The 12,775-nt window shown below is 63.2% G+C and carries 8 protein-coding genes; 6 read left to right on the plus strand and 2 right to left on the minus strand.

From position 1 onward, the window contains the following. Positions 1-4: 4 nt before the first annotated feature. Positions 5-1,009: a LacI family DNA-binding transcriptional regulator gene (locus tag BLU67_RS01425; protein ID WP_092561287.1), complete on the minus strand. Its 1,005-nt coding sequence runs from the start codon at positions 1,007-1,009 to the stop codon at positions 5-7. Between the two features lie 135 nt (positions 1,010-1,144). Between BLU67_RS01425 and BLU67_RS01430 the strand changes: the two genes are divergently transcribed. The 3 genes from BLU67_RS01430 to BLU67_RS01440 all read left to right on the plus strand — a co-directional run bounded on the left by BLU67_RS01430 (position 1,145) and on the right by BLU67_RS01440 (position 4,989). Then, on the plus strand, positions 1,145-2,404 hold the full coding sequence (locus BLU67_RS01430) for a sugar ABC transporter substrate-binding protein (RefSeq protein WP_092561289.1): 1,260 nt from the start codon (positions 1,145-1,147) through the stop codon (positions 2,402-2,404). 61 nt (positions 2,405-2,465) lie between these two features. Beyond that, a complete protein-coding gene (locus BLU67_RS01435; RefSeq protein WP_092561291.1) occupies positions 2,466-4,073 on the plus strand; it encodes an ABC transporter permease subunit in 1,608 nt (535 codons plus the stop codon). A gap of 1 nt (position 4,074) precedes the next feature. Beyond that, complete coding sequence (locus BLU67_RS01440; RefSeq protein ID WP_092561293.1) at positions 4,075-4,989, plus strand: sugar ABC transporter permease; 915 nt, start codon at positions 4,075-4,077, stop codon at positions 4,987-4,989. Here the strand turns inward: BLU67_RS01440 and BLU67_RS01445 are convergent. Next, positions 4,986-6,140 (minus strand): alpha-amylase family protein, encoded by a 1,155-nt coding sequence (locus BLU67_RS01445; protein WP_092561295.1) that lies wholly within the window; start codon positions 6,138-6,140, stop codon positions 4,986-4,988. The genes BLU67_RS01440 and BLU67_RS01445 overlap by 4 nt on opposite strands. Before the next feature lie 95 nt (positions 6,141-6,235). Between BLU67_RS01445 and BLU67_RS01450 the strand changes: the two genes are divergently transcribed. From BLU67_RS01450 to lysX, 3 genes are all read left to right on the plus strand, one after another. Beyond that, positions 6,236-7,525, plus strand: a complete 1,290-nt coding sequence (locus BLU67_RS01450) for a deoxyguanosinetriphosphate triphosphohydrolase (RefSeq protein ID WP_092561297.1) — start codon at positions 6,236-6,238, stop codon at positions 7,523-7,525. Between the two features lie 8 nt (positions 7,526-7,533). Further along, positions 7,534-9,435 carry a DNA primase gene (gene dnaG, locus BLU67_RS01455; RefSeq protein WP_092561299.1) on the plus strand — a complete coding sequence of 634 codons (1,902 nt, stop codon included), beginning with the start codon at positions 7,534-7,536 and terminating at the stop codon, positions 9,433-9,435. Positions 9,436-9,543: 108 nt separating this feature from the next. Next, the gene (gene lysX / locus BLU67_RS01460; protein WP_092561301.1) at positions 9,544-12,774 is read left to right on the plus strand and encodes a bifunctional lysylphosphatidylglycerol synthetase/lysine--tRNA ligase LysX; all 3,231 of its coding nucleotides are present in this window, start codon (positions 9,544-9,546) and stop codon (positions 12,772-12,774) included. The last annotated feature ends 1 nt before the right edge of the window (position 12,775 follow it).

Below are 12,775 nucleotides of genomic sequence, written 5' to 3' on the forward strand. Positions count from 1 at the left end.
CTAACTAGGGGGTGAGGACACCGGTCGATGCACGCACGACCAGTTCGGGTGCGAACACCAGTGACGCCGCCGATGTCGTGCGGCCATCGATCATCTGGATCAGAGTTCCGGCAGCCGCCCGCGCGATGCGGCCAACGGGCTGGCGGATCGTGGTCAGCGGGGGATCGGTGTAGGCGATGAGCGGTGTGTCGTCGTAGCCGACGATAGAAATATCGTCCGGAACTCGCAAACCGAGTTGACGTATCTGGCGCACGGCACCCATCGCCATCATGTCGGAGGCGCAGATGATCGCGGTGCAGCCGGCGCGCAGCAGCTCGGCGGCGGCGGCCTGGCCGCCTTCCATCGTGTAGAGCGAGGACGAAATGTGCGGCTCGGTGTTCAGTCCCGCACGCTGGTGGGCGGCGGTGAAACCCGCGACCTTCTTTTGCGTGGGAATGAACCGTTGTGGGCCGACGGCGAGCCCGATGCTGGTGTGACCGAGCGTGACGAGATGATCGAATGCGCGCGCGGTCGCGTCCTCATCGTCGCAGGAAAACGACGGCGCGCTGACCTCGGGATTCGGGCCATTGATCGTGACAAATGGGGTATCGGCGAGGTTGGTGTAGCGCTCGGGGTCTGCAGCCGAATCGGCGTGCAAACCCGAGACGAAGATAATTCCCGCGACGTGCCGGTCAAGGAGCGTGCGCACGTACTCGTCCTCGGTGATTCCCCCGGGCGACTGGGTACACAGCAGCGGCATGTACCCCTCGGTGGACAGGACTTGTTCGATCTCTTGGGCGTAGAGCGGGAACACCGGATTCGATAGCTCGGGGACAATGAGGCCAATGAGGCCGCTCGACTGTGGGGCCGACTCGGTGGGACGCTCGTAGCCGAGGACGTCAAGCGCCGCAAGAACCGCGCGCCGCTTGTCTTTGGCGACGCCGGGTCGGTCGTTGACGACACGTGAAACTGTTGCCGTGGAAACCTTGGCGTGCCGAGCGACATCGCTCAGCCGAATGCGTGATGACATGCCACGTGCCTTTCCCCCGTTATTGAAACGTGACTGTAAGCATAGCTGAAAACGGATGTAAACGCTTGCAAGAGTTGCAGGACGAGCGTACGCTCAAGGTGACAACACGTTGATACTCTGAATGGGAGACATCAAATGCGACGGAGCATTGCGGGCGTTTCAGCCCTCGCGCTTACCCTCACTCTGGCCGCCTGCGGTGGCGGATCCGGAACCACCGAAACCGCAACGCCAACCGGCGATGCGACGACGACCGAAGCTGGCGGCGACAAGGGCGGCGAAGGCCAGACCCTGACCGTGTGGGTCGACGAGACTCGCATCAAGCCGGTGGAAGCTGCGGCAGCCAAGTTCAAGGAAGACACGGGCGTCGAGGTTCAGATCGTCCAGAAGAACTTCGATGACATTCGCGCCGAGTTCAACAGCCAGGTCCCCTCGGGCAAGGGCCCGGACATCACCGTTGGCGCTCACGACTGGCTCGGCGAAATGGTCAAGAACGGCGTCGTGTCCCCGATCGAGATCGGCGACAAGTCTGGTGAATTCCAGGACGTGGCCATTGAGGCCTTCACCTCCGATGGCCAGGTCTACGCCGTGCCTTACGCCGTGGAGAATATCGGCCTGATCCGCAACACCGAGCTTGCCTCGGAAGCCCCCGCGACCTTCGACGACATGGTCAAGATGGGCAAGGACGCCGGCACGCAGTACCCCTTCCTCATCCAGGTGGATGAAAAGGGCGATCCCTACACGATGGCTCCCTTCCAGCACTCCTTCGGGGCCTACGTCTTCAAGCAGAATGACGACGGCTCCTACACCAGCGAGCTCGGCCTTGCCGGCGAGCCCGGCCACAACTTCGCCAACTGGCTGAAGGACAACGGCAAGAACGGCACCGGCCTGCTCTCGACCTCCATCACCTACGACATTGCGACCGAGCAGTTCGCTCAGGGCAAGGCGCCGTTCATCATCGGTGGCCCCTGGATGCTGGAGAAGTTCGCGGATCTGAAGCTCGCGATTGACCCGATCCCGACGACTGGCTCCGAGGTTGCCGCACCGTTCGTGGGTGTCCAGGGCTTCTACATCAGCGCCAAGACCCCCAACGCGATCCTCGCGAACAACTTCCTGCTGAACTACATCGGCTCCAAGGACATCCAGGTTGAGATGTACAAGGCCGGCGGACGCGTTCCCGCGCTGCAGGTTGCTGCCGACGAAGTGAAGTCCGATGCGATCGTGGCGGGCTACGCCAAGGTCGCGGAAAACGGCATCCCGATGCCCTCGGTTCCCGAAATGGGCGCCGTGTGGAACTTCTGGGGCGTGACTGAAGCCCAGATCATCAACGGCGACGTTGAACCCGTCGCCGGCTGGGACAAGATGGTCGGCGACATCGAAGCCGCCATCAAGAAGTAACGTCATCTGCGGGGCGCGGCACTTAGGCCGCGCCCCGCGGTCGTATGCGTAAGGGGTATCGATGTCGGATCACCAGTCGGCTGCCGATACGAAGGTAGCGAAAAACCGCGCGAAGGCTGCGCGCGAATCTCACGCGACGAGCATCCAGCCTGGCTTCATCGCCAAGCTCGTCGTCATGGCGATTATCAACGCCCTTGGCGTCTACATCCTGCTTTCCGCTTGGCAGGGTGGACACACGATGATCACGGGCATCATGCTAGCGATCCTCATCGTCGTCAACATCATTTATTTCTCCAAGCGCATGCTCCCCATGAAGTATCTGGCGCCGGGCTTGGTCTTCTTGCTCGTCTACCAGATCTTCGTGGTGCTCTACACCGGATATGTGGCCTTCACGAACTACGGTGATGGCCATAACTCGGACAAGTCCGATGCCATCAGCGCGATCCTGGCCCAGAACCAGCGCCGGGTTGAAAGCAGTGCCGCGATGCCGCTGACTGTCATCGACAAGGACGGCGAGCTCGGTTTCGCAGTCGTGCAAGATGGCGCCGTCAAGGTCGGAACCTCGGAGGAACCGCTGGCTGACGCGCCTGACGCGAAGGTCGATGGCACCAAGGTCACCGAGGTTCCCGGCTGGCAGGTGTTAAACTTCGGTGACATCGCCAAGCGGCAAACCGAAATCACCCAACTTCGGGTACCCGTCTCCGATGACCCGAACCAGGGTTCCGTCGGAACTTCGGACGGTATGACGGGCTATGCCTATACGCCCCAGATGACCTACGACGAAGCGAGCGATACCCTCACCGACCTCGCATCGGGCAAGGTCTACAAGCCCAATAACACGGGCAACTTCCAAGCCGAGGACGGCACAACAATCTCAACCGGTTGGCGCGTGCCCGTTGGCTTTGACAACTTCAAGGAAGCCTTCGGAGACTCGCGCTATGCGGGCCCCTTCGTCAAGGTGCTCCTGTGGACCTTCGCCTTCGCGTTGCTGTCGGTTGCAACGACCTTCTTCCTCGGCCTGTTCTTCGCCATCGTGATGAACGATGAGCGCATGAAGGGTCGCAAGATCTATCGCACCCTCATGCTGCTGCCATACGCATTCCCCGCGTTCTTGACGGCACTGCTGTTTAAGGGCATGTTGAACCGCGACTTTGGCTTCATTAACCAGGTCCTGCTCGGGGGAGTCGGGGTCGAGTGGCTCAACGATCCATGGCTCGCAAAATTCGCGATTATCTTCGTGAACCTGTGGATGGGCTTCCCCTACATGTTCCTCATCTGTACCGGTGCGCTTCAGGCAATTCCGGACGACGTGATTGAGGCAGCGAAAATCGATGGGGCCTCGCCCTTTAGGATCTTCCGTTCGGTCACGATGCCGCTGCTGCTCGTGGCGGTGGCGCCGCTGCTGATCTCCTCATTCGCATTCAACTTCAACAACTTCAACCTCATCTACATGCTGACGGGCGGTGGGCCACGCTTTACCGACACGTCGGCCCCGATTGGCGCAACCGACATCCTCATCACCATGGTCTATTCCGTGGCCGGTCTGGATGGCGGCGCAGCGAAGAACTACGGCCTGGCCTCGGCCCTGTCGATCGTCATCTTCCTGATCGTCGCAACGATCTCGCTCATCAGCTTTAAGAAGACCAAGACCCTGGAGGAGATCAACTAACATGGCTACCTCAGATGTCACCACGGTCCAGACGCAGACCGGTGAAAAGGTCACGGTCGAAAACAAGATCTCGCGTAAGCGGTGGTTTCGAGAGATCGGCTGGCGCCACATCGTTGGCGTCCTGGCCGTGATCTATTCGGCCTTCCCCATCATCTATATTCTGTCCGCCTCGCTGAACCCGACGGGCACGATGACCGGGTCGAACAAGCTCTTCAACGAGATCACGTTCGAGAACTTCGCCAAGCTCAACGACACCTACTTCTGGCAGTGGGTGCTCAACTCGCTGCTCATTGGTGGCGTGACGGCTATCGGAACGGTGCTTATGGGAGCTGCGGCAGCCTACGCGTTCTCGCGCTTCCGCTTCACCGGCCGCCGGATGGGCCTCATGAGTCTGCTCGTCATCCAGATGTTCCCGCAGTTGCTCGCCTTCGTGGCGATCTTCCTGCTGCTGCTGGCGCTGGGGGATGCGGTTCCGGTGCTGGGGCTGAACAGCCGGCTTGCACTGATCTGCGTCTACCTCGGTGGCGCGCTCGGTGTGAACACGTTCCTGATGTACGGCTTCTTCAACACGATCCCGGCGTCTTTGGATGAGGCGGCGAAGATCGATGGGGCCTCCCATGCGCAGATCTTCTGGACGATCATCTTGCGCCTGGTAGCGCCGATCCTCGCGGTCGTCGGCCTGCTGAGCTTCATCTCAACCTTCTCCGACTTCATTTTGGCGCGCATCTTGCTGCAGTCAGAAAAGAACTGGACGGTCGCGGTGGGGATGTACCAGTGGGTCTCGGACCGCCTCGATGCGAACTGGGGCCTGTTTGCCGCGGGAGCGCTGATCGCCGCGATTCCGATCCTGCTGCTGTTCTTGTTCCTGCAGAAGTACATCGTTTCCGGTCTGACGGCCGGAAGCGTGAAGGGCTAGCCCTCTTCCGACATCGCGAAGGGCGGAAGCTCAATCATCGCCGCCGCGTCCGACGGGACCACCAGCCTCCCGTCGGACAGGCGGCGAATATCGGTTGAGGCATGCTGGAGTTTGACTGACTCGGGCAGCAGTACCGGTTCGGCGGCCGTATTCAAGACGATGAGCATGCAACGATTGAGCAGCTCAAGGGTGCCTGATGCGCGATGGGCACCGTCGACCCACGCCACTGTTCCAGTGCCGAGCTGGTAGTCATCACGCAGGCGCAGGCTGCGGCGGTAATGCTCGAACATCGACGTCGGGTCATTGGCCTGGGCCAGTTGCGCTTCGCGGACCTGGGCGGCGCGCGCGGCCGGATCGTGGTCGAGCGACCAGTCACGCAGTCCCACTTCCTCGCCCTGCAGCAGGTAGCAGGCGCCGGGTAGCGCCATCACCATGAGGGCGGCCGCGCGGACGCGGGCGACGGGCATCCGGTCGGCTTGCCACGAGTCGCCGGCCGGGCCGGTGCGGTAAAGCGCGTAGGTGGTAGTCCAGGCGGGGGAGGCGCCCAACGCGTCGCGGGTATCGAAGGTCTTGGTGACGGCGTTGCGGATCTCGTCGGCGTTCCACGGCACATCGGTCAGCGAGTCATCGCGCAGGTGGCCGAGCCAATCCTCGGCGAGGTGGCCCGTGAGATCATCGCGTTCGCGCATGGCACCGGCGAGCAGGCCCTCGTGGCGGTGCTCGGCGATCAGGGCGTGAAACGGCCCCGTCGAGGTCACCTGCTTTGCCGCCAGCGCCGAACGTAGATCAATTCCGTCGACGTGCGCGTTGAGCCAGGTTTCCGCGTCAGCAAGAAGGCCGTCTTGGCCGCGCGAGGGCGCGAGCGAGGCAATGACCCGCAAACCGGCGGCCTGATGGGCCGAAACGATCTGGGCGGCGACCTCCGGTGAGATGGCATCCGGGCCCGACGGCACGACAACACCGTCGACGCCAAGGCGCACCGCGTCTGCGATGCACTCGGTTGCTAGCTCCGGCTGGGCGCCCGCAGTAAAGGAGTACTCGTAGAGTACGACGGATCGCCACCAGGCCTGTTCGCCGCGGCCTGCTCGGTGCACAAGTGTCATCGTCTGCAGGTCGGGGCGCAGCGTCGTGGTGTGCGGATCAAGGGTCATGCGCCCATTGTTCCCCATTGAGCCGGATTCGTGCAGGTTGACCGGTTATCCACAGTGCGTGAACCCGCTCGCATAACACTGAGTAGGCTTAGGGTGTGAGTGTTTTCCCCGAAGGTATCTCGGCTGATCGAGCCTATAACGCTGCCTCACAGGAACGCTACGAGGCCGAACCACCGAAGTCCTCGGCGCGCACGGCCTTCGAGCGGGACCGGGCGCGCGTCTTGCACAGCGCCGGGCTGCGGCGCCTGGGAGCCAAGACTCAAGTCTTTGGGCCCAGCCAGGACGATTTTGTGCGGACTCGGCTGACGCACTCCCTGGAGGTCGCTCAAATCGGGCGCGAACTCGGCAAAATCCTGGGGTGCAACCCGGACGTCGTGGAAACGGCGTGCCTCGTGCACGACATCGGCCATCCGCCCTTTGGCCATAACGGCGAACGCGCGCTGAACGAGGTCGCGGCCGAGATTGGAGGCTTTGAGGGCAATGCGCAAACGCTCCGGCTGCTGACGCGCCTGGAGGCCAAGACGATGAGTGCGACGCGTAGCGTCGGACTGAACCTGACGCGCGCATCGCTCGACGCGACGTGCAAGTACCCCTGGGCGGAAGGCGCCGCACCGCCGCGCCCCGATGGCACGCGCAGCTCCAAGTACGGCGTCTATCACGACGATGCCGACATCTTCGGCTGGATGCGTACGGGAGCGCCCTACGGCGAGCGCTGCATCGAGGCCCAGGTGATGGACCTCGCGGACGATGTCGCCTACAGCGTGCACGACGTCGAGGACGCGATCGCCTCCGGCCGGCTTGCCCCGCACGTGCTTGCTGATGATGCCCTCATCTCGCAGGTTATCGACGCCACCGTCGCCTGGTACGGCTCGGAGGTGCGGGCCGATGATCTCTATGACGCGCTTGGCCGGCTCCGTCGCGAACCGTACTGGGTCGCCGATTTTACCGGGTCCCGCGCGGATCTCGCGGCGTTGAAGAATATGACGAGCCAGCTCATCGGGCGCTTCTGCTCAGCCGTGGAGAACGCCACCCGCAACGCCCACGGCCCGGGCAGGCTCGTGCGATACGACGCGCGTCTCGTCATTCCCGCTGATACGTTGGCCGAGATCACCGTGATGAAGGGGATTGCGGTGCATTTCGTCATGGCGCCGCGCGAGGCCGAACCGCTGTATTTGTCGCAGCGAACGATTCTATTTGACCTGGCCGATACGCTGATGACAAGCGGTGGGGAAGGCCTGGAGCCAGCCTTTGCTGGCGACTGGGCGGCCGCGCGCACCGAGGCCGAGCGCCTGCGCGTTGTCGTCGATCAGCTGGCCTCCCTCACCGATACATCGGCACACCAGTGGCATGCGCGGCTGTGCGGAATGTTCTCAGAACTGAATTAGGACGAAACGTGGCTGGGTTGATCAAACGAGAGGACATCGATCAGGTACGCGAGCGCACCCGCATCGATGACCTCGTCTCTCAACACGTCACGCTACGTCCTGCAGGCGTCGGCTCGCTGAAGGGACTGTGCCCGTTCCACGACGAAAAGACGCCATCCTTCCACGTCCGCCCGACGGTGGGCAGATGGCACTGCTTTGGCTGCGGGGAGGGCGGAGATGTCATCAACTTCGTGCAGCGCATCAATGGCGTGAGCTTCGTCGAGGCCGTCGAGCATTTGGCCGACCGCCTCGGCATGACGCTCCGCTACGAGGAAGGCTCCGCGCCCGCAAAGGACCAGGCGGCGCCTGGTTTGCGGCGGCGGTTGCTTGCAGCCCACGAGGTCGCCGAAGAGTACTATCGCAGCCAACTGCTCTCACCCGAGGCCCGGATTGCCCGCGAGTTCCTCTCAAAGCGAGGTTTTGACCAGGCAGCCGCCGTACGCTTCGGCATTGGCTATGCGCCCAAAGGCTGGGATAACCTCTTGTCCCACCTGCGCGGCCGCGGCTTTACCGAAAAAGAGCTGGCCGCCTCCGGCCTCGTCTCCCAGGGAAATCGGGGCCATTACGACCGCTTCCGCGGCCGCGTCATGTGGCCGATCCGAGACGTCATCGGCTCGACGATTGGGTTCGGCGCGCGTCACCTATACGAGGACGATAAGGGGCCGAAGTACCTCAATACCCCCGAGACGATGATCTATAAGAAGTCTCAGGTGCTCTACGGTCTCGACCTCGCCAAACGCGAGATCGCCAAGGACCGCCAAATCGTAATCGTCGAGGGTTACACCGACGTCATGGCCTGCCACCTCGCGGGCGTCGGCACCGCCGTCGCGACGTGTGGCACCGCCTTTGGCTCGGACCACGTGCGAATCGTGCGCCGATTGCTCGGCGATGCCAAGGACGCAGCCTCGGGGCTGCGCCTAGCCTCCGGACAGGTGCGCGGTGGGGAAGTGATCTTCACCTTCGATGGTGATGCGGCCGGACGCAAGGCAGCACTGAAGGCATTCAACGAGGACCAGTCGTTTGGAGCGCAGACGTTCGTTGCGGTCGAGCCGCGCGGTCTCGACCCGTGCGATCTCTGGCTCGCCGACGGAGATGAGGCCGTTTCCCGGCTCATCGCCCAGCGCCAACCGCTGTTTGAGTTCGTCATTCACTCGGCCTTGGCCGAGCTCGATCTCGACACCGCCGAAGGTCGCGTCGCAGGACTGAAGAGCTGCGCCCCCGTCGTCGCGACGATCCGCGATCAGGCGTTGCGTGGTGAATACACGCGCCAACTGGCAGGCTGGCTCGGCATGGACGTCGCAACCGTCGCCCACGAGGTGCGGACGGCGCCCCGGCTCAGCCATCCCGAGCGCGTGAATCCCGCCGAGCGGCCCGTCGCGGGGCGCGCCGATGCGCCCGCGCAGCCCGATCGCTCCGATCCCGTCGTCAAGCTCGAGGCGCAAGCGCTGCAACTCGCGTTGCAAGAACCGGCAACCGCCTATGCCTGCGGCTTCGACTCTTTGCAGGGAGCGGCCTTCGTCGTGCCGATCTACCGCGCGCTGTTTGACGCCATCCAGGCTGTTGGTGGGACCGGCAGTGCAACGGAATCAGAATCGCCCTCCCACTGGCTTGAGGCTGTCGTCGAGGAAATTCCCGACCAGCTGCGCTCGGCCGCCGGAGCGCTGTCGGTCTCACCGATCCCGCTGGGGGATGAGCCGCTGCGGGCCTACACGATCGAGGTTCTCAACGCACTGCTGCGGATGGACCTCAATCGCAAGATCGCCCACCTGCGCGGCCAGCTTTCGCGGGCTCAGCCGCAAGACCCGGACTATCACGAAATCTTCACTCAACTCGTTGCATTGGAAACGGAGCGGCGGCGTCGTCAGGGATAACCCCAGCGGAACGGGTGAGGCGAAATCCCGAAATGTCCGACTGGAGTCGGAGAGAAATCGGCCCTGGAGCAGGATCATTTCGCCGCGGCGCAACCGTAAGGTTTAAACGTGAATTCCTCTGCGCGTTTTAAAGAGCGTATTCCGACGTTTTTCGGTTGGCTTTTTACGGCCTACGGGGTGCTCTACCTACTCGGGATGGGCTTTGTCCATATCGGGCGGCCGATGCGCCACTTCCTGAATCACGTCGACCTTTACCTCATGCCGGTACCGCGCGCATCGCTGTCCTGGCTCGTCGTATTGTTCTTACTCGCCGGAGCGATGTTCACGCGCAAGCGCGTCGTCCTCATTGTCACGGTGCCTGCCCTCGTCTTGATCCTGCTGACCAACATTTTGGGCCTGTCGTCCGGCGAGCGTGTGCCGCTGACCTGGGTGATCCCCGGGATCGCGATCCAGGTCATCTTGCTGGCGCTGCTGCTATATGCACGCAAAGAATTCGTTGTACGGATCCGGCGAGCCAACTTTGTTGGCTCCATCATGGTGCTCGTCGTGGGTCTAATTCTTGCCATCGGCGTCGGCTGGCTCATCGTCATGGCCTTCCCATCCGACGTCCCGAGCTCCCAACGCCTGATCTACACGATCCAGCACATCCTGTCGCTCGGGGCGATGGACTCCATTCGGGAACTTGGCCATGGCACCATCCACCTGCGCGCCACCTTGGGCGTGCTCGGGGCCCTGCCGATCATCGCGGCCGTCGTCACGCTACTGCGCTCTCAACGGATCAGCAACACTCTCACCGAGGAAGACGAAGATCTCATCCGGACGCTGCTTTCGCACTATGGCGCCAACGACTCTCTGGGCTATTTTGCGACGCGGCGCGATAAGTCCGTCGTGTTCTCGCCGGATGGCCGCGCAGCTATCACTTACCGCCAGGAAGCGGGCAACGCTCTGGCCTCCTCGGATCCCGTGGGCGATCCCGACTCATGGCCGGCCGCCATTGCGCAGTGGCGCGAGGTGTGCCGACGCTACGGCTGGAGCGCGTCCGTCCTGGGCGCTTCCAGCGCTGGCGCCGCGGCATACGCGAAGGCCGGTTTGAAGGTGCTGCGCGTTGGCGACGAGGCCGTCGTCCATCTCACGAACCGATCCGCGCTGCGTTCCCCGGAAGTACGGCGCCACGTTAACGCCAGCCGTAAGCGCGGCATGAGCGTGCGGATTCGTCGGCACAGCGCGATCAGTGAAGCCGAGATGGCGGAGATCGTCGCCGATGCTGACCGGTGGCGCACGGGCGGCGCCGAGCGCGGCTTTTCGATGGCGCTCTCCCGCCTCGGGCACCCGGCCGACGGCAACTGCCTGCTCGCCGAAGTCCTCGATGCGGACGGCACGCGCGTAGCAATGCACTCCTACGTGCCGTGGGGGCCGAACGGGATCTCGCTCGATCTCATGCGGCGAAGCCCCGATGCGCCCGCTGGCGTTAACGAGTTCCTCGTTGCCTCGATCGTGGAGAATGCGGACGGCTTGGGCCTTACCCGGATGTCGCTGAACTTCGCTGTCTTCCGCGAAATCTTCGAAGCCGGGGCAGCCCTCGGCGCGGGACCGATTCTGCGCCTGACGCGACGCATCTTGCTCTTCGCTTCGCGCTTTTGGCAACTCGAGTCCCTCTATCGCGCCAATGAGAAATACGCGCCCGAGTGGTTCCCGCGTTACGTCGCCTACGAAGAAACGCGCACCCTGGGTAGTGCGCTCGTCGCCATGGGGCTCGCGGAAGGCTACCTGCCTCGCATCCCGCTGAAGGGGCTGCCATCCAAGGTCACCGGCGCCTACCCCCAGGCCCACCTGGTAGAAACCCCGACCTTCGACACCGAGGTAATCGTTCGGCGGGTACCGGAGCAGGTGCGGGTGCGCACCGATAAGGCACGCGCACTCATCGACGAGGGAATCAACCCGTGGCCCGTAGGCGCGTCGAGCCCGCAGCACGCGGCGAAACTGCTGGAGGCTGCTACCGGAGCAAGTCTCACGATCTCGGGCCGCGTCATTCGGCAACGAAACTTCGGTTCGGTCGTCTTCCTCGTCGTACGCGACTGGAGTGGACAGTGCCAGGTGATCGTCGATGCTGGCGCGCCCGAGGCGCTCGACTTCATCCGAAGCAACGTCGACCTCGGCGACCTCATCGAGGTGTCAGGTAGTCGCGGTGAATCCCGCACCGGAGAGCCGTCGCTGCTCGCCACCGACGTACGGATGATCGCCAAGTGCCTGCGACCGCTGCCGGATAAGTACCACGGCCTGACTGATCCCGAGGCCCAGGTTCGTCAGCGCCACGTCGACCTCGCGATCAACGATGAGGCTCGCCGGACGCTGGCGGCCCGGTCCGCGATCCTGAACTCGCTGCGCGCAAGCCTGCTTGCCGAAGGCTACCTGGAAGTCGAAACGCCCATCTTGCAGCCGATCCACGGTGGCGCAAACGCGCGCCCATTCACGACGCACATCAATGCCTATGACCTCGACCTGTACCTGCGCATCGCGCCCGAGCTCTATCTCAAGCGGCTGTGTGTGGGCGGCGTTGAGCGAGTCTTCGAGCTCGGCCGCACCTTCCGTAACGAGGGCGTGGACTTCTCCCACAACCCGGAGTTCACGATCCTGGAGGCCTACCGCGCGCACGCCGATTACATCGACATGCTCCACACTATTCGTCGCCTCATTCAAAATGCGGCGATCGCCGTCCACGGCGAGTGTATCGTTCCCGGGCCCGACGGTCAGATGGTCGATATTTCGGGGGAGTGGCCCATCGTACCGATCTACGACGGCATCTCCGACGCACTAGCGGGCACGAGCGTTGCTCATCTCGCACCGATCACGACGGAAACGAGCGTCGAGGATCTGCAGCAGGTATGCGAAGGGCTCGACATCGCCTACCGGCCTGACTGGGATCACGGCGAACTCGTCCTTGAGCTCTACGAACACCTGATTGAGGAGCGCACGACGACGCCACAGTTCAACATCGATTTTCCGCTTTCGGTTTCGCCGTTGACCGGGACGCACCGCCACAACCCGAAGCTCGCTGAGCGGTGGGACCTCGTCGCGTGGGGCGTCGAACTCGGCACCGCCTATTCCGAACTCACCAACCCGATCGACCAGCGCGACCGGCTGACCGAGCAGTCGGTCAAGGCCGCCGGCGGCGATCCGGAGGCGATGGAGTTGGACGAGGACTTCCTATCCGCGCTCGAGTTCGGCATGGCGCCGTCAGGCGGACTCGGCATGGGCGTCGATCGAGTCGTCATGCTCATCACCGGCAAGTCGCTGCGAGAAACGCTGCCCTTCCCGCTCGTCAAGCCCGCGGGTGCATAAC

Origin of the sequence: Bowdeniella nasicola, assembly GCF_900107735.1 — a bacterium.
Classification (GTDB): Bacteria; Actinomycetota; Actinomycetes; order Actinomycetales; family Actinomycetaceae; genus Bowdeniella; species Bowdeniella massiliensis.